This is a genomic window from Exiguobacterium sp. HVEsp1, assembly GCF_002009685.1.
Lineage (GTDB): Bacteria > Bacillota > Bacilli > Exiguobacteriales > Exiguobacteriaceae > Exiguobacterium > Exiguobacterium profundum.
The window spans coordinates 2,266,524-2,285,157 of sequence record NZ_KV917367.1; the positions used below are offsets into that span (position 1 = coordinate 2,266,524).

Consider the following 18,634-nt stretch of genomic DNA (forward strand, 5'->3'; position numbering starts at 1 on the left):
AATCCCTCATTTCAGAACTCTTATGAAAGAGGTAAAATAATACTAAAAAATGGAAAGAGTGATTACTATGAATAAATGCACAGCATGCGGAGCGACTCTGAAGCGAGGGCAATCCCACTGTTCGCAATGTGGCACGAAAATCGAAACGTCATCGACCCGACTTCCCCTTTGGAAGTGGACCGTCCCGCTCGCCCTTGTGGCCGTGATCGGATTAGGGGTATGGTTATGGTCGGAATGGAACGAACCGCTTGCCTCAAAAGAGACGACGACAGCAAAAGACGTACAACAATCGTTCTCCGCTTCGACGGAGGAAGAAGAGTCGGAAGAAGCTTCTGAAGTCGAAGAGGAAACTGCTCTCCCGGATACCGAAGCAGAAACGGGTGTGTTTTATGAACCAGTCTCCTATGATGAGATCGACCGGTTTATGTATTCTTTTATCGACGCCTTTACGAGCGCGACTTATTCAACGGATACGTCTGAAGTCGAAACATTTCTTGCCGAGGGGTCAACGTTCCAGTCACAGACATTAGATTATTTGAACAATACCCTCTTTGCCAAAGGCATCAAAGAAGACCATCTATACACGGAAGTCATCTCCATTCAAGTGAATGGTGAAAATCGTGACTCGATCGAAGATAATGAAACTGCGACCGTCACCACGAATGAAGCGTACCGCATCATCAAAGAAGATGATTCTAGTGTGAGAGCGACATTCGAAACGACATATGCGATTCGCTACGAGGATGGCGAAATGAAGATTGTGAAAAACCTTGGCTCCAATGAATTATCACGGGAAGAAGAATACTAAAAACAAGCACGGACAGAAAAATGTCCGTGCTTGTTTCGTTTAGTTGATATTCAGTTTTTTCATTCCCCAACCAAGGAGTGCCCCGAGCGTGATCAAGACGAGCGCAATGAATGTTCCTGCGATACTCAGGCCGTCCGTGGCAACACCAAAAATCAGAACCTCGTTCAACTCAACGAACATACCGTTATTCAAGAACCATTGCCAGACAACGAACGTGATAAGTGCAGGAGCCACAAACCAGATTCCTGCCTGCCATGAGTGAATGTACCCCTTAGCGAACATAGCATAAATCACGACATTCAAGACTAATAATATCAACAACCAAGAGAAGACACCGTCCTTGTACAACGCTTCAGAACGCGTTTCATCATTTGCGAGATCCGCCTCATACATTTCGGTCAACGTCCCAAAAATCATTGGTGAGACGGTCATCATATCGACAGGCTTGCCAATTGAATTGGCCGGTCCTTCGGTATCGGAGAATGATTGCCACAAGACATCCTCTACCCCACCAAATCCTTCGCTGACTGTTTCAATTGAATTCGCAATTTTTTCTGGGGCGGTCTCCCCAAACAACGACATGCCAATTTCATAAGAACCTAATGGAGATTGAAGTGAGAGTGCTTGCTCCCCTCCATGTCCGATGGTCTGCCAGTTCATACTCGCCGCTTGACCGGTCAAGTACATCATTTCTTCGCTGTCGACAAAATCGAGGCGTTCTCCCTCATCGATTTTACTGAGTTGAAGACCAAAGTAACCGATACCGACAAACGTCGATACGAGTGTGACCGTCAATAACGCCCGAACGCCTTGTTGCGCGATCTTCCACTCTCCCTGGAACGGCATCGAAATCAAATAAGCCAATCCGAGTGTAAAGAGAAGCATCAACGTCGTCGCCGCAATGGTTTTGAGCCACGCGACTTCAAAGAGTGGTGGATGAAAAGCGAAGGCGTAAATCAACCCGTATCCGACGAGAACCGCCACCATAAATCCCGCCATCCGACTGAGCACACTGCTCAACGTCGATGTCTGTCGAATCAAGATATACACAACGGCAATCATCAAGAATATTCCACCATACATCATAAAGTAGTTTCCAAATTGAGCATCCACAGCCCCTTCGATTCGCAAGAAATCTCCAATCCCTGCACCGAGACTCGCGATAAACTGATTCACTTGTTCTGTCGTGACGGACCAGTATACTTTCACTCCGATGAGAAAAGCGAGGAACATCGTTGCATTAAACGACGAAATGTTAATTTCGAGTTCATCGGCAAGTGATGGAATAGCCTCTGCCGGAAGCATGGCGACCAAACTCCCTGCAATCAACAGAAGAACGAGTAAGAATCCTAGACCGAACAACGTTCCACGCACCACTTCCGTCTGATTGACACGCAATGACCGGAGCGATTCAGTTGAAAAGGACAACTTCGTCGCACCGTCTCGGTTACCGGCTACTCGTCTCAACTGAGACATCACTTGTGTCCCCGTCGCGGCGACCGTACGAAGGGACTCCTCCATCCGATTGACACTCGTCGACGGCTCGAGTGCCGTTTGACCGCATGCGTGACAGTACAGTTCATGCGACGCTCGGGCAGTACCACAACTCGTGCAGAATTGACCGGTCGATACATCGAATCGATAGGTCGTATCTGTTCCTTCTAGTTGGACACCGTCCCGTTCGCAATATTGATTGTGGTCTTCATTTGCATGACCACATTGGTGACAATACCTCATGCGGTCACCTCCATCTTCCCTCCACAGCATGCACAGTACGAGGCATCAAGCGGTTGTGGGGAACCACAAGAATTGCATGCTTGTTTCGGACGAACATCCGGTTGCGGGACCGGTGTGCCACATGATCCACAGAATTTTGCGTCCTTCTCAAGCGGTGCATCACACGATGTACAGCGATGTGGTTTCATCGCCTCCTGCATGTCACGGATGCGACGACTCGCCTCATAGATGAGGACGTCCTGTTCCATGATCTGCGCCACTTCTTCCGAACGACCTTGCTGCATCAATTGACGATACTGTTGTTGTCCGAGCTCAAGAAGTAGTTGTCCCCGAACCTTCTTTGATTTTTCCATGCGTGTCTGTAACTCCTTGATACTTTCCGCTGCATCTAATAGCGCAGACTGTTGTTGCCACATTGTCATGTCCATCTCTCCTATTCTACATATGTCACTTCAAAAATGTTAAATACACCTTCATCATAAATTTCAGCAATGGTATATCGGAAGCGAGATTTCGTTACACTTTCAGGGGTCCATTCCCCATCTTCGTAGAATTGTCCTACAATCGAAATAACAGCCTCGACCTCAATTGCATCAGAGTTTTCCCATTTTGTGATTTTAGCACTTTGATTAATTATTTCTACTTGATCTAAATATCCTGACCAATCTAAATCTTTTTGTTGCATCGATTCATAAGTTTTTTTCTGTTTAGCTAAATAAGTCGGATCTTCGACAAGTTCAAACTCATCTAAATCCTCATACTTCATAAAATTGACCCATTCTTCAGAATGCCTAGTTATGATAGACTCGGCAAATGCGATCGTGTCGCCATCCACTTGTGGGTCAAACTTGACCGGTTTACTACCCGGTTTGACGAGAACCTGTTTGGATTCCACCGTCCCCCATGGCATGTCAATATACGTACTCAACGTTACGCCTTGTTTCGGAACGGGTCCGTATGTCTTCCATTCTCCAATCGTTTTGCCTGAGTCTTCCCCATTCACAATCAACGGAGCGTCATCGTATGTTTGATCTAGCTCGACACTCAATCCTTTGAATGCGACCATGAACGGTTCATCAGAATTGGACGACTCCAAACTATTGAACGTTTTGATCGCCTGATCTTGTCCATATTGCCCATCATATTTCACAGCGACTTCGACCATACCTGGAAACGCATCCCGAATGACGACTTGATCTCCTTCAGAAGCCAGTTTTTCTTTTCCATATGGGTCAGGCAATGACACCGTGATGGCATCAAAGTTACTCGACACATACATCGTCTGAGGAATCAACTCAAGACCGTATCGCTTGAATACGCCGTACGATTTGCCGATCTCCCGTAACCGAAGCGGAAGGCCCTCATTCGATGCTCCGATGGAACGACTGGCCCGGTCTAAATAGTCCACTGTCGATTCCGTCAATTCCGCTTGACTCAGCCCTGTCAACAAGGCTGCCGCCTGTGCCTCTGTCACGTCTGCTTCTTTGAGTCGCAATAGCGGGGCGAGTGCCTTGGCATCCTCACTTGTGACGGCTGCGCGAATCTGTTCAATTTGTTTTTCAGGGGTATACATGAATTGATAAAATCCAAAATACGTCGCACCTGCGATCAATAATAAAGAGAATGCCGTAATCATTAACCCTTTTCCGACTCGTTTTTTGGAAGATGGCATCTTCGTCTCAACGGGTGATGTCGGTTTCGTTTCTTCTACAGAAGCCATGGGCTCCACCTTCGTGCCGCAGTTTGGGCAAAACTGTTGCGTGGCACTCAGTTCTTTTGAACAATTGGGACAGTTCATAATTCACCTCTCGATAACATAATACGAATCATTTTACCATATTTTGTACACATCACCCGTTGTATATTTACAATAAAAGTAAATGAAAAAGAGTGGATGTCTCCACTCTCTCCTCGTTCATGTTCGATTGAATATATAACGTCCCAACAGCTTCACATACGCCAATACTTCACGAATGAGATATCGCCCTTTCGCAAGCGGTGGGGTCGGTGCATAAAGGGCATCGCTCTCGAGCTGAAAATACAGTCTCGCAATCAGACGGGCCCGCGGCACATGAAAGTCATTCGTCACGATTGTCACACCTGATGCTCCGTCCCAAAACGGACGGCTATGCTCAAAGTTCTCGATTGTCGACGTCGATGTCGCTTCCACATGAATCCGCGTAGCATCGATTCCTTGCGCCATCAGTTCTCGTTCAATGACACGCGCCTCCGCCATCCCTTCATCTGGTCCCTGTCCACCTGTTGCGATCAGTTCGACATGAGGATGTGCCTTCGCATAGGCGGCAGCCACGTCAATTCGATGTTGGAGCGCCCGGGATGGTCGTATCCCATTCACTTTCGCCCCAAGGATGATGAGGAACCGATATGTTCCAGTCGCATTTTTTCTCATGTTGTCACCCCGCCTTCGTACGTTCTTTCCTAACTTTACTCAAACAAAGAAATGATTGCACGAATCCGCTCTTTTTTACAATTTCAAGTAAGTATATTTACATAAATATGAAAATAACATTTGAAATATCCAAAAATTGTTTTATGATAAGGGAGGTAAGACTTCTTGAGGGAGGACTGGTGAACCATGACAGATTCAGATAAGTGGTTATCCACCCGCTTCTTGTATACACGCGATGCACGACTGTTTGCAGAGATTGAGGTTGTCGAGCTCGACCCGACTCACTATAAGTTCGTGATTCATCCGACACCGCTTGGCGCCGGGGAATCTCCCTATATGCGACAAGGTCCGTTAGACTCAGACCATCTCCCCTCTGCCTTTTCCGATGTGAGCCGTGTGTATTCGAGACAGCTGGATTGCTTGCGTGCCGCGACGCGTCTCGTCTCTTCGATTGGACCAGCTCGCTTCACAGCACATTGACCAAAAGAACGGAGTCGCACAGTTGCGACTCCGTTCTTTCTTATTGCTTCGATCATTTGACGATGATTGGAATCGGCTGATTGATTCCTTGATATGTCGCTCGTAGAACAACCAAATGGTCTTGCTGATCACGTTTAATCGTCACGTTATAACCTTCTTGTTGTGTTTATTCGGTTTCGTCGGACAATCGCTGAAGGGCTGATCGTAACTGACTGATCTCGGTAGACTGATTCGATTGAATCGAACGAAGTTCATCAAGGTGTCGCTTAGTCGCCTCGAGCTCATTGCGCATCGCTTCCAGTCGTTGCTCCCGATCCGCTAATTTCCACGAACAGAGCCGATTCGCGCGACGGGCATGCAGTTGGTCGTAACGAACGTGTGGATAACGAGCCACCAAATCGATTTCCTTAGGTCCCTCTCGTCTCACCTCTTCGAGCAGATCAAGGAGAAGCCGTTGCGCCGCTTCATCACGGAAATGTTCATCCACGAGTGCGGCCGAGAAACGTGCGAGCTCTCGTCTCGTCGTCTCATCCATCAATTCGAGGATGGCATCACCGATTCGACCCGATGTGTATCCATCGTATTTCGTCCCGATGCCACCAAAGTTCGTACTCGCAATATCTTGCCACGTCGAAGGTGTGACCAGCCCCTGATAACTTTTGCTCCCGACGGCGATGGTCGGTTTGCCGACCGCCATCCCTTCTAGCGCAGAGCGCCCTGGGGCGATGACGAAATCGGCACGACGCATCACTTCGGGTAAATCGTCTTGCTCGACCCAACCAAGCCAGTCCATCGTCTGACTGGTCCCTTCAAGCGCTTCCTCATAACGTGATGCGTATTTTTCCCGTTGTGTCCCGTCCCCGACAATGAGCCAATCAATCGGTAAAGACTTGATCCGCTCGTCTTCTAGCGCATCCAAAAAGACATCTAAAATGAACAGTTTGTCCGCATCTAGTCGCGAGGTGAATAGACCCGTCACGCGCTCTGACGACACGCTCGTCACATCCGGGACGAATGCATCATCGACTCCATTCGGAATGACGATGAGCTTCGATTCGATGGCCGGACAGTGCTCCACGAGATGGGTCGCGATCCGTTCCGAGACGGCGATCACTCGCGAGACGCTCGTATGATACTGCTCAATCTCATCATAATACATCCCATGGATGACGAGGACGAACGGGATGCCGTGTGTCTCTGCCACCGCTAGGCCGACCTGTCGTGAATCGAACGGATGGGCATACACCAGATCGAAGGATTGTGTCACTACCACATCGATCACACGGGTGACGTCCTCATTGGAATAATCGGTTCGTATGACCTGCCCACCGAGCGCCTCTACCTCTTTGGCAAAGGGACCTGGCTTACAGACGACGGTCACCTCATGACCCTCTCGAATAAGCACTTTCACAGATGAGAGAATGTGTCGATGAAGCCCACCCATCGCGGAGTGGAAGAATACCGGTAGCAATACGTTCATGAAGCGCACCTGCCTTTTCGAAGGAATCGCGTTCGATCACAGACCTTCTTGATACATCGACCCGAGTCCTGTGATTCGGTCATTGTGTAAGAACAGAACCGCATCGACATCGTTCTCTTCCGCATATTCCGCGATGCTGACATCGTAGTCATCGAGATAGCGAACGTCGATTGCCGATACCGTCCCGAACGACTCGCCAAGGTAGCCGAGTACCGGGTTCGCATAAGAATCTTTCAACACGAGGAGATGATCGTCATTTTTCGGATTCTCCTGCGTGATTTTCGCGAGGGCGTAGTTGTCACCCATGAACAAGTTGTAGTAGTTCGTGAAGTCGTCCGTGTTGTTCAACACGTCTTTGTCGAGGACGCCATGTCCACAGTCATCCCCGTTTCGACAGACCGTCGTCGTGAATCCGTCTTTCGGTTCGAGATACGTGAACGTGTCCGCCGATTCGACATACGGCATCGAGATTTCCCGGGCATGTGACCCGTAGAACGTCCCGTCGACCGTCTTCACGTCTATCTCATCTGCGGTCAACACCGGCGCATCCGGGAACTGCTCGCTTAAACGGTCCATGATTTGACCATACGCGAGGAATGCCCCTTCTGCTCGCCAGTGGTGATCGGTTTTGAAATAGATATCCTCGCCCGGTTCGTCACCGAGCGTCTCCTCCAAGTCGATGAGCGGGATGCCGTTCTCTTCGATCCGCTCATGTAACTCATCACGATTCTCCGCATCCGCCGACTCGATGTAAGCCGGGAAGATGTTTTGTCGCGTCGCATAGACCGGCTTACTCGGTGCCGAGGCGAAGTAAGACGGGATGCCGGCATCATCCATCTCTTTTTTGAACTCTTTGAAGAATACACCGAGCGAAGAATACTGACTTTCGTTCGCATCCGGACCGTACAAGAATCCATCGATGCTGATGACGCCGTTATTCATCTGTTGTTGCAACACGTTCAGTTGCACCCAGGCCTGCGTTTCAATCCACAGGTTTCGCTCAAACACCTGGTCGTTCGCCGACGCCTCGAACTCCTCCATGTACGACCCATTTAAAATCGTTTCGATGGATGGCTCAGGACGCTTCGTCAATATGCGCCCCTCGGTGGCCGAGCTTTCCTGCTCGTTACCGAAGGCATAAACGGCAAGTCCATAAAAGATGGTGCCAAGGAAGCCGAGCAAAAGGATACTGTTGACCACCCAAGAGAGGCGCCGTCCTTTCGAACGGACTTGTTCGCTTTTGGTTTGTTGTTCCATTGTCAGCCCTCCTTAGAACCGGAAATAAATAAACGGATTGAATGTACTCGAGACGACGTACGAAATCGAGATGCCGAAAATGAGCAAGATATAAGCTGCTCGGGCAAGACCTGCGCTCGCGGCAAGAACCGGACGTTCCGAGTCCACCTCGTGGCGCAAGAAATGAGCGACCAGCATCTTCGGAAGCGGTGTGGCAGCAATCATCGCCAACAGAAGAACCGTTCCGTATTGGACGAGATAGAAGTATGCCGTTTGATCGAACACTTCACCGCCGTGTAAGCCGAACATGACTTGCAGATAGTCAATCGCGTACGTGAAGTTATCGGCACGGAAGAATACCCAACCGATGACGACGACGAATAATGTGAACACATGCGCGAGCCATGCCGGCCACGCAGCGAGCCATTTCCCGAGAAATGCCCGTTCGAACATGATGAAGATCCCGTAATAGAGACCCCAGGCGATAAATGTCCAACTCGCCCCGTGCCATACGCCAGTCAATAACCAGACGATGGTCAAGTTGCGATACGTCTTCCATGGGCCTTGACGATTCCCGCCGAGCGGGATGTACACGTAGTCTCGGAACCAACTTCCGAGCGAGATGTGCCAACGACGCCAAAACTCAGACACCGATTTCGAAATATACGGATAATTGAAGTTCTCAAGGAAATGGAACCCAAACATCCGACCAAGACCGATGGCCATATCCGAATAACCGGAGAAATCAAAATAAATTTGGAGCGAGTAGGCGATGATTCCAATCCAGGCGAGTGTCGTCGACAGGTCCCCCGCCGATTGACTGAACACTTGGTCGGCCACATAACCACAACTGTTCGCCAAAATCATCTTCTTCCCTAGACCGATGACGAAACGTTGGATCCCAGAGACAAAGTCATCAATCGTCTCACGGCGGTCCACGATCTCATCTGCGACCGTTTGGTAACGGACGATCGGTCCGGCAATCAATTGCGGGAAGAACGAGACGTAAAGTGCCAAGTCGAACAAGTTCTTCTGGAGACGCCCATCGTTCCGATACACATCGATGACGTAACTCATCGCTTGGAACGTGAAGAATGAAATCCCGAGTGGTAGCGGGATCTCCGGGTCATTCAGCGAGAAGCCGAACACCGAGTTGACGTTCTCGACGAAGAAACTCGCATACTTGAAGACCCCAAGCATCCCGAGGTTTCCGAGAAGCATGAGCGCCATCGTCCATTTGATTTTCTTCGCATCGTCCCGATACTTATCGACCATAAAGCCGAAGAAGTAATTCATGACGATTGAAGCGAGCATGATGAGGACGAAACGTGGTTCACCCCATGCGTAGAAGAACAAACTTGAAACGAGTAGAATCGTATTCTTCAGCCAGCGTGGTGACACGAAGTACAACAACAGCACGACCGGCAAGAAATAAAATAGAAATACCGTGGAACTAAATAACATACCGAATGGTCCCTTTCTCCCTTAAGACTTGCTCCGTTCAGCGGAACGTTACATAGAGGTCATCGAATCGTACTGTGATCGGGTCAAGCGTCTCGACGATGTATTTGTACGACATCTTGAAATACTTGGCGCCTTCCATCTGTTTCACGACTTCTTCAATCGGATTCATCCCCGGATTCAACGTGAGCGAGAAACGTTTGTTCGAAAGACGCTCCTCATCTGAGTACTGCATGACGTACAGTTCAAATCGAACGGTGCGATCGCCTTCGACATAAACGGCAGTCTTCATTTCCATCTCGTCCCCTTCATCCATCTTGGCGTCTGCCAAAAAGATTTTTGACGGTGGAATCTCAAACTTCAAATCAAACAATTGGACGTAAATCGAGTCCGTTAACGCTTGTGGTAAAAATGTGACTTCTGTCTTGTATTCTTCTTCGCGCATCGACATATGGTTTTTATGCGGTCCGCGCGGATAGTAATGATAAATCGCCGGACGAATTCGCTTCGTTGACATACAAGCACCTCCGAATCGTTAGGATGATGATACAGAAAAGAGTTGCTGTGCTGGGCACAAAACAACTCTATTCGCTTTCATTTAGTTGGCAAGGATAGCATCGACGATTCGACGTGACGCCTCACCATCACCGTACGGGTTCGATGCTTGTGACATCGCTTTGTATGCCGTTTCGTCAGACAAGAGCTCATCCGCGAGTGAGAAGATGTTCTCTTCTTCGATCCCTGCGAGTTTGAGCGTTCCTGCAGCCACACCTTCTGGACGTTCTGTCGTGTCACGAAGGACGAGGACAGGTACACCGAGAGATGGTGCTTCTTCTTGTACGCCACCTGAATCCGTTAAGATCAAGTGCGACGTCGCCGCATAGTTGTGGAAGTCGAAGACGTCGAGCGGTTCAATCAAGTGGACACGTTCGACATCGTGAAGAATCTCGTTAGCGAGTTCACGAACGACCGGGTTCATGTGGACCGGATACACGACTTCGATGTCATCATACTTCTCGATCAAGCGACGGACCGCACGGAACATGTTGCGCATCGGCTCACCCAAGTTCTCACGACGGTGCGCTGTCAACATGACGAGGCGACGACCTTGTGAACGGATGCTGTCGAGCAACTCGCTCGCATAGTCGTCACGGACTGTCGTTTTGAGTGCGTCGATTGCCGTGTTCCCTGTGACGAAGATCATCTCTTCATTCTTGCCTTCACGAAGGAGGTTGTCACGCGACGTTTCCGTCGGTGCGAAATGAAGGTCGGCCATGACACCCGTCAATTGGCGGTTCATCTCTTCCGGGAATGGTGAATATTTATTGTGTGTGCGCAGGCCAGCCTCAACGTGACCGACTGCGACTTGGTTGTAGAAGGCTGCGAGTGATGCCGCGAATGTCGTCGTTGTGTCCCCGTGGACCAACACGATATCTGGCTTCGTTTCAGCGATGACCTCGCCCATCCCTTTCAATACACGTGACGTGACATCGTAAAGCGTCTGCTTGTCTTTCATGATGTCGAGGTCGTAGTCCGGTTTGATTTCGAACAACTCGAGCACTTGGTCAAGCATTTGACGGTGCTGCGCTGTCACGACGACAATCGGTTCTACCCCTTCACGTTTTTTCAACTCAAGTACGAGTGGTGCCATTTTGATGGCTTCTGGTCGCGTCCCAAAGACGGTCATGACTTTTTTCATAGGTCGTTTCGCACGGTCTGACTTCGCCGTGCTTCCTCCTCCCAATTGCTCACGCTTCGTTCGATACAGCGACCGACGAATGGCGTGTTTGTAGTTGTTCTTCTGTCAAAGGCGGTAAGATATACGTCTCTCCGAGCTCTGTTGCATCGACGACCGTCGTACGACGTTTGAGCTTATCGGCTTTAAACGAGTCTTGTTGCTCTTTAGACAAGTTGCGGAACCATTTCAAAAACTTATTGTACTCCCGAACGACTTCATCGACCGGTCCATATTCGCGCACTTCTCCGAACTCGAGCCAAAGGCCGAGCGTACAGAATTGGCGGACTTGTGAGACCGAGTGACTGATGAAGAAGATCGTCTTCCCACGGTCTTTGAACTCGTTCATCTTGGCGAGACACTTGTCGGTGAACGTTTGGTCCCCGACCGAGAGCGCCTCATCGATGACGAGGATGTCCGGGTCGACGTTGATCGAGATGGCGAATCCGAGACGGGACTTCATCCCGCTCGAGTACGTCTTGACCGGCTGATTGATGAAGTCGCCGATATCGGCGAACTCAATGATGGCCGGTGTCAAGTCGATAATCTCCTGTTTCGTCATCCCGAGCATCAAGCCTTTGAGCTCGATGTTCTCGAGCCCCGTCAAGTTACCGTTCAAACCAGAAGAGATCGCAATCAACGCCGTCTTTCCGTGAAGTTCGATTTTCCCGTGCGTCGGCGGCATCACGTCAGCCAGCAAGTTCGACATCGTCGACTTCCCTGACCCGTTGATCCCGATAATCCCGACCACTTCCCCGGGTGGAACTTCAAACGTGACATTGCGGAGCGCGTAAAACTGTTTGCCCCCTGCTTTACTGAAGAAGATCTCCTTCAGCTTATCAGATTGCTTGTTATAAAGCGTATATCGTTTCGATACGTTTTCAAATTTAACCTGGTACATAAGGTCCTCCTCAAATGTAATCGATGAAGTGTCGACGGAAACGCAAATGAATCATCGACCCGACGAAGAAGAGAACGAAGACGATGGCCCAGTAATAGAGACCGTAAGCCCAGTTAGTCGCCAACCAGTCGGTTCCGAGGAACATCGACCGATATCCTTCGACTAAATAATAGAGCGGATTGATTTGTAGGATATTCGCGAGCTTCGCCGGCGGCACCCAAAAAATCGGTGTCAAATACATCAACATCCGCATCATCGACTGAAGAAGGTTTTGAAGATCGCGCACGATTGTCGTGAGCGCGGACGTAATCAAGGCGAGCGAGTACAGTAGTGCGAGCGCACTGAACGCCAAGTAGATAAACCAGAGCGAATGTAGCCCCATCGGGAATCCGAATGCCCACATCAAGATAAACGAGACACCGACTAGCGCCACGTGGCGGTAGAAGAGTGCGAGCAAGACGTATGCCGGAATCGTCGAGATTGGGAAGCTCATTTTGGAGACCATGCCGATTTTCGAATAGACGGATCGGGCCGTCGAGGTGATCGCCGAGGCAATGAAGAACCAGACGACAATCCCTGCGACCAACCATGGCAGAAACGGCACGCCATCAATCGGCCTGCCGCTTCGAATACCAAATCCAAATACGAACCAGTAAACTCCAATCTGCAATAACGGTGTCACGAACTCCCATAAAAATCCGAGGTACTGCATCGAGTTGTTGCTTCGCGTCTCATACGTGGCGAGACGGAAAATCAAGTACAAGCTCGACTTTAGCTCTGAAAGAATAGCTTTCGCGGATTTAAACATGTTCATTCACCTGAATCAAAGAACGAGATTCGTTTCCTTTGTATATTTGTAGAGGTTGCCGTAGTTGACGACCGCTACGTCTTCACCTTCTGGTTTCACGATGTTACGTGTGTCGAAGATCATCGGACGACGCATCGTTGACTTGAGCTCTGCGAAGTCGAGGACTTTGAACTCGTTGTGGTCAACCAATACGAGGACGAGGTCCGCGTCTTTGAGTGCTTCTTCTTTTGAAACGAGCTCGAAACGGCTTGATGTTGATTTTTCAACGTGTGAGTCGTGAACAGAGATGTTCACACCACGGTCAAGCAAGATTTCAGCGATTTCAACCGCTGGGCTTTCACGCATGTCGTCGACGTTTCCTTTGTATGTCACACCAAAGACCGCGACTTTCGCGTCTTCGATTCCAGCAGTCAACTTCTGAACGTTGTCTGCAACGTAGTGTGGCATCGAGACGTTCGTCTCACGTGACAAGTTGATGATTTTCGCGAGGTCAGGTGATTTCGCGACGATGAAGTACGGGTCGACCGCGAGACAGTGTCCACCGACACCTGGGCCTGGGCTGTGCAAGTTGACACGTGGGTGCTTGTTCGCCATCTCGATGACGTCAAGAACGTTGATGTCCAAGTCGTTACATACTTTTGCGAGTTCGTTCGCGAGTGCGATGTTAACGTCACGGAACGTGTTTTCCATGAGTTTCGACATTTCTGCCGTCTTCGCATCCGTTTTCACGATTTCACCTTCAACGAATGTACCGTAGACGCGTGCGCCTGCTTCTGCACATTCTGTCGTGATTCCACCGACGATGCGGTTGTTGTGCACGAGCTCATGAAGGATTTGTCCAGGCAATACGCGCTCTGGGCAGTGTACGAGATAGATGTCTTCACCGACAGTGAATCCAGCTTCCTCGACGAGTGGTTTGACGAAGTCGTCCATCGTACGTGGTGCGATTGTCGACTCAACGATGATGACGTTGCCTTTTTCAACGAATGGCAACACTTTGCGTGTCGCATCCAAGACGTACGTCAAGTCACATGATTTGTGCTCGTCGTCGTTGTTCGGTGTTGGCACCGCGATGATGAAGGCATCTGCTTTCTCTGGTGAGAGTGATGCACGGAACTTCCCTTTTGCCACGACGTCTGCGACCATTTCGCCGAGACCTGGCTCTTCAATGTGGATCTCTCCACGGTTCAATTTATCAACAACATGTTGTGAAATATCGACTCCGACGACGTCGACGCCATAGTTCGCAAAGACAGCCGATGTCGGTAATCCGATATATCCAAGACCTACTGTACATACTTTCATTGTGTGGTAACCTCCAAATGTTTTGACGCGCTTTTTAAATAGCGCATTGTCCATCATTTTATTTCACATTCGATAATAAAACAATACTCATTATACTCTTGAACAATTCTTCGGTGCAATTACATTTTCATGACAATGTCGTCGAAAATTGTTCGTGTGTTTTACCTGAAATGATTTGTTCCATCTCTCGATAGAGACGATCGAGCGCGAAATGTTTACGGGCATACGCCTGATAGGCTTTTGCGTCCGTCATCAGCTTCTCGTTCTCTTCTTTATAAGAAAGGATCGTGTCGACAAATTCCATCGTATCCGTGACGAGCAGTTCGTCTGGGTAAATCGTCTCCGCGCCCGTCCAGTGGCGGATGAGCGGATAAGACCCTGCGGCCATCGCTTCGGCCGGTGCGAGATGGAAACTTTCCAAGTCACTCGTCGAGAAGACGAATCCAATCGATTGGAGCCATGTGTCGACGTCATTACCGTGTCCATCGAAATGGACGTGGTCACGAAGGTCCGACTCCTCGATGCGTTTCAGTAACGCCTCGTAGTACGCGCTCTCCTCTTCCCGCTTCCCGATCCAATAGACATCTTTTGGATGGTGCCCTTTGAAGTGGAGCTGGTACCGTTTGTCCGTCTTCAGCAGCTCTTCGAGGACGTCGAGCGCGAGGTCGGGACGCTTCAGTTTCGGGTTCATGCCGATCATACCGAGACGGAACGTCAAATCGTCCACTTGTTTCGGTTTGTCGAGCTTGTCCGCATCGACGGCGTTGTAGATGACCGTCATCTGGTGACGCGGGATCCCGAAGAGACGATGCATCTCTTCTAACATATACGGTGAGACGAGGATGATACGGTCGATGTTGTCGAGCGCATATTCCCGTGGAAATGGTGTCTCTTTCTCCTGACGGTGAATTCGGACGATGAGACGCTGATGCGGCAACTTGTGTTGCGAGTACCAGACGGCGTTGCCGAGGCCCCATTCACAGAAAATGACGTCTGCTTGCGCGAGACACGCCTTACTGTGATTCACATCATGAATCTTATGTCCGTCCCACTGGTCGATGAGGACCCGGTAGCTCGGGTCGGCCTCAAAGCGTTCCATGAACATACGGATGAACTTCAAGTCGTGACCGGCGAAGAGAATCGTCGTCTTCTGCATCTCCCAAACCGCATCACGGAGGCGTTCGAACGTGCTGGCGAACGTGTAGTTTTTCGCCATATTGTAGAGACGTTCCGCCGCATCCTTGTAGATGGCCGGATGTGTGAAGGCGAGCTCGACCTTTTCGATGAACTCATCTTCCGAGTTGACGAAGAGCGGGTAGCTCGACCCGAGCAACATTTCGTGCATCTTGTTGCGGTTGAGAAGGACCGGCTTCCCGAGCGCCCCATATTCGAGGAGCTTCGTCGACAACTCGAGGCTGTCGTCAAGGTCCGGGTGGCGCCACGAGATACCGATGTCGCTCTCTTCGATGAGCGTCTCGACGTCCGCACGCGGGATGCCTTTCAACCAGTGGACCCCTTCGTCCGTCTGGAGACGATGTGTCACTTCTTTACGGAAGTTCGGGTTGTTCGGGTCTTGGTTGAACTTGTCCCCCGCCACCTTCAACTCGACGTCCGGCATCCGGACCCGTACCTTCTCGAGCGCGTCGAGAATTTCAGCCGAGTACCAGAGCGGCGCGAACTTTCCTGTATAGACGAGACGTTTCGCCTGACGCTTGAACGTCGGTGTCGCCTCGCGCATGTTCGGAATCATCGGGTTCAAGATGAGGAACGGCTTCGGCGTCTGTAAAAACGTCTCGAAGTACGCCTTCATCTCCGCCGTCTGACAGAGCATGCGCGCCGAGCGGTCCGCGATCTTCTTCAACCGTGCCAACTCTTCCTGTGACGCGGCCGATGAATCATGCGTGAAATCCGTGAGATAAGTCCACGTCTTTTTCATCGTATGTTCATAGTCGGAGAGCGCATAGGCGAGCTGGAACCCACGGATGAACGTCATGTCATACTGTTTCGTCTCGACGAGCTCGTGGATGAGTTGGGCCGCCTCTTCCGGCTGGAGCACCTTCTTCTCATAGTACGGCTCGTCTTTCTTCGTCGAGTCTTCCGTGAAGACGTCGATGAAGCGGACGCGGTCGAGCTGTTTGATCGACGCCGTCACTTCTGGTTTCACGATCGAGCGCTTCAAGAGCACGTCGACCTCGATGTTCGGGTCCTGGTTCAACATATGCACGACCGACGTGAGCCAGATGGCCGAGCCGTCGATCAAGTTCAAATTGACGTCCCCGTATACGAGGATCCGTAGCGGTTGCTTCGTCATAACGTTACCTCCTGACGGTCCGCTTCATCCATGGCGGCACCGGCTTTCACATATTGATACGGGTCGACACTGAAGATGCGTTTGCCGGAACGAGCGAGTTCGTTCAAACTCTCGTCCGCTTCAAAGATGTGGAGCGCCTCCTCGACCGTATAGAAGCGGAGTGCCGACGGCTGCACGATCGAGCGGGACGGTGTCGCGTCAAACACATAACGATACGACTCGTCATGGTCCTGTTTGACGAGCTTGCCGTCATACGCATAGTAATCCTCTTTCGTGAGGACATCCGCTTCCGCATAGCGTGCCGCGAGCAGATAATCGCTCAAGTAGTTCGGACCGTAATAATCGTCCGACTTCAAATGGGCGACCCAATCGTACGACTCGACCATCTCTGTGAACGAGGTATAGTGCGTCAAGTAGCTGCGCATATACGTCGAGATCGATGGCGTGTTGTACGTGTTGTACACGTCGATGTGATCCTCGAACTTATCGAGGAACATCATGAGGTGTTTATGCTCATAGTTCTGTGCCTCGAACTGGGCGACGACGCGTTCTGCCTCTTCGCGCGACTTGATGAAGGCGACGACGGCAATCTTCTCGTGGTCGACGCGGTACGGGATACCGACGTCTTGGACGATCTTCGCCAGACGTTGCGTGTACGTGTGATACGTCAACACGTGGCGCATCCCACGCATCGCGATGTCCTCATAGAACGAGTCATCCGTCATCAAGCGGCGGAACGTCTCATCTAAGTCTGACTCCCCATCGTCGAGGAAAACGTAATCGCCAAGCATGGCGTCGACCCCGACCGAACGGGTGCTGACGACCGGTGTCGCGCAGGCGAGTCCTTCGAAGACACGACGTGAGAACATCGTTGGTGAATCGTTGACCGAGTTGACGTTCAACATGACTTTATACCCTTTATACGCCTTGGCAATCTGGTTGTACTTCAAACTGCCGCGAATGGCGTGACGGAACTGTTCCGGGAATTGGAGCTGGTCGCTCTCCCCGCGTTGGTTGATCGCATAGTTGCGGTCGTAAATGGCAAGACCGTACTTATCCGCCGCCGCGAACAAGCGGTCCATGTCGGCTTTACGCGATTCGTGACGGTTCGCATAATACGAACCGGCGAAACACGCGTACGGCTCACGCGTCCCCGGTAAGCGGATCGGGTTATGCTCTTTCGGCTGGGCCGCGAACGGTAACGCATCGACCCGGTCATGACCACAATCTTCTTTATAATTCGGGACGCGGTTCATGTCGGTCGTATACACATAGTCGAATCGCTTCGCCGTCTCGATGAAACGGTCGTAGTGAATCGGGTCTTCTTTGTTCCAGAAGACGGTCGGGATATTGTGATAACGGCACCAAGCGAGAAGCGCGTCGAGCTCTTCCCACGTGTTCGTGCCATATTTGACGATTTTCTTCTCCCAGGCGCCGGCGTTCCCTTTCCACGCCGATTCGACGACGAGAACGTCCGGTTGCTCATCGAGGAGCACCGTCTTCCAGTTGTCCGGTGTGAACGTGATGAGCTGGCACTCTGGTTTGTAGGATGCCATCGTGAACTCATCGAAGATGGCCGCGACTTTCAGTTCATGAAGCTCACGCGGGACCGGTGCGAAGAAGCGCGCCTCGCGCACGTCCATCCACGTCGGGTTTTCTGTACCGTCGCTGACGAGTTCTTCCGCGACACGGATGCGGTCGACCCGAGCCTCTCCGACACCGTCGACACGTAGGGCGAAACGAAGGAAGCGGATGCCTCGGTCAAAATAGAAGACTTTCTCGCTTCCGATTTGAACCTGTTGCATGATCTGACGCTCCGTCGCCGAGTAGGCGATAATGTAGAGGACGACGTTCGCCCCTTCATCGGCCACACCGTCGAGCGTGACACGGTAACGACTGTTCGCCTTCACTTCATACGGGAACTCTGTCGGGAGCAGTTTGAAGCTGTTGTTCATCTCGGCA

Annotated in this window: 16 protein-coding genes and 1 pseudogene; 2 read left to right on the top strand and 15 right to left on the bottom strand. The window is 50.7% G+C overall.

Annotated elements, in window-relative coordinates:
- The first annotated feature begins 67 nt into the window (after nucleotides 1-67).
- Nucleotides 68-808: a zinc ribbon domain-containing protein gene (locus BV910_RS11660; RefSeq protein WP_078147445.1), complete on the top strand. Its 741-nt coding sequence runs from the start codon at nucleotides 68-70 to the stop codon at nucleotides 806-808.
- A gap of 39 nt (nucleotides 809-847) precedes the next feature.
- Here the strand turns inward: BV910_RS11660 and BV910_RS11665 are convergent, their stop codons facing one another.
- The 5 genes and pseudogenes from BV910_RS11665 to BV910_RS11680 form a co-directional block, all read right to left on the bottom strand.
- Nucleotides 848-2,545 (bottom strand): zinc ribbon domain-containing protein, encoded by a 1,698-nt coding sequence (locus BV910_RS11665; protein ID WP_078147446.1) that lies wholly within the window; start codon nucleotides 2,543-2,545, stop codon nucleotides 848-850.
- Nucleotides 2,542-2,967, bottom strand: a complete 426-nt coding sequence (locus BV910_RS11670) for a zinc ribbon domain-containing protein (RefSeq protein ID WP_168169859.1) — start codon at nucleotides 2,965-2,967, stop codon at nucleotides 2,542-2,544. Before BV910_RS11670 ends, BV910_RS11665 begins: the two co-directional genes overlap by 4 nt.
- An 11-nt stretch (nucleotides 2,968-2,978) precedes the next feature.
- Nucleotides 2,979-4,265, bottom strand: coding sequence for a TcaA 3rd/4th domain-containing protein (locus BV910_RS11675; protein WP_078147448.1), 1,287 nt, complete (start codon nucleotides 4,263-4,265; stop codon nucleotides 2,979-2,981).
- A gap of 12 nt (nucleotides 4,266-4,277) precedes the next feature.
- A pseudogene (locus tag BV910_RS15065) lies at nucleotides 4,278-4,343 on the bottom strand (zinc-ribbon domain-containing protein); the annotation flags it as partial.
- A 117-nt stretch (nucleotides 4,344-4,460) separates the two neighbouring features.
- The gene (locus BV910_RS11680) at nucleotides 4,461-4,955 is read right to left on the bottom strand and encodes a YdcF family protein (protein ID WP_078147449.1); all 495 of its coding nucleotides are present in this window, start codon (nucleotides 4,953-4,955) and stop codon (nucleotides 4,461-4,463) included.
- Nucleotides 4,956-5,141: 186 nt separating this feature from the next.
- Between BV910_RS11680 and BV910_RS11685 the strand changes: the two genes are divergently transcribed.
- Nucleotides 5,142-5,435 (top strand): hypothetical protein, encoded by a 294-nt coding sequence (locus tag BV910_RS11685; protein WP_012727102.1) that lies wholly within the window; start codon nucleotides 5,142-5,144, stop codon nucleotides 5,433-5,435.
- 166 nt (nucleotides 5,436-5,601) lie between these two features.
- On the opposite strand, the gene BV910_RS11690 is transcribed toward BV910_RS11685, so the two are convergent.
- The 10 genes from BV910_RS11690 to BV910_RS11735 all read right to left on the bottom strand — a co-directional run.
- Nucleotides 5,602-6,915: a glycosyltransferase family 4 protein gene (locus BV910_RS11690; RefSeq protein WP_078147450.1), complete on the bottom strand. Its 1,314-nt coding sequence runs from the start codon at nucleotides 6,913-6,915 to the stop codon at nucleotides 5,602-5,604.
- 36 nt (nucleotides 6,916-6,951) lie between these two features.
- Nucleotides 6,952-8,172 (bottom strand): DHHW family protein, encoded by a 1,221-nt coding sequence (locus tag BV910_RS11695; protein ID WP_078147451.1) that lies wholly within the window; start codon nucleotides 8,170-8,172, stop codon nucleotides 6,952-6,954.
- Nucleotides 8,173-8,184: 12 nt separating this feature from the next.
- Nucleotides 8,185-9,615 carry an MBOAT family O-acyltransferase gene (locus BV910_RS11700; RefSeq protein WP_078147452.1) on the bottom strand — a complete coding sequence of 477 codons (1,431 nt, stop codon included), beginning with the start codon at nucleotides 9,613-9,615 and terminating at the stop codon, nucleotides 8,185-8,187.
- 37 nt (nucleotides 9,616-9,652) lie between these two features.
- Nucleotides 9,653-10,129 carry a hypothetical protein gene (locus BV910_RS11705; protein ID WP_012727107.1) on the bottom strand — a complete coding sequence of 159 codons (477 nt, stop codon included), beginning with the start codon at nucleotides 10,127-10,129 and terminating at the stop codon, nucleotides 9,653-9,655.
- Nucleotides 10,130-10,210: 81 nt separating this feature from the next.
- Nucleotides 10,211-11,311 carry a non-hydrolyzing UDP-N-acetylglucosamine 2-epimerase gene (gene wecB, locus BV910_RS11710; RefSeq protein WP_012727108.1) on the bottom strand — a complete coding sequence of 367 codons (1,101 nt, stop codon included), beginning with the start codon at nucleotides 11,309-11,311 and terminating at the stop codon, nucleotides 10,211-10,213.
- Nucleotides 11,312-11,360: 49 nt separating this feature from the next.
- Nucleotides 11,361-12,248 carry a teichoic acids export ABC transporter ATP-binding subunit TagH gene (gene tagH, locus BV910_RS11715; protein ID WP_012727109.1) on the bottom strand — a complete coding sequence of 296 codons (888 nt, stop codon included), beginning with the start codon at nucleotides 12,246-12,248 and terminating at the stop codon, nucleotides 11,361-11,363.
- A 10-nt stretch (nucleotides 12,249-12,258) separates the two neighbouring features.
- The gene (locus BV910_RS11720; RefSeq protein WP_012727110.1) at nucleotides 12,259-13,056 is read right to left on the bottom strand and encodes an ABC transporter permease; all 798 of its coding nucleotides are present in this window, start codon (nucleotides 13,054-13,056) and stop codon (nucleotides 12,259-12,261) included.
- A gap of 15 nt (nucleotides 13,057-13,071) precedes the next feature.
- Nucleotides 13,072-14,361, bottom strand: a complete 1,290-nt coding sequence (locus BV910_RS11725) for a nucleotide sugar dehydrogenase (protein WP_012727111.1) — start codon at nucleotides 14,359-14,361, stop codon at nucleotides 13,072-13,074.
- A gap of 127 nt (nucleotides 14,362-14,488) precedes the next feature.
- Nucleotides 14,489-16,672, bottom strand: coding sequence for a glycosyltransferase (locus tag BV910_RS11730; RefSeq protein ID WP_078147454.1), 2,184 nt, complete (start codon nucleotides 16,670-16,672; stop codon nucleotides 14,489-14,491).
- On the bottom strand, nucleotides 16,669-18,634 hold a 1,966-nt coding region (locus tag BV910_RS11735), incomplete at its 5' end, for a CgeB family protein (RefSeq protein WP_240499850.1). The genes BV910_RS11735 and BV910_RS11730, both read right to left, overlap by 4 nt.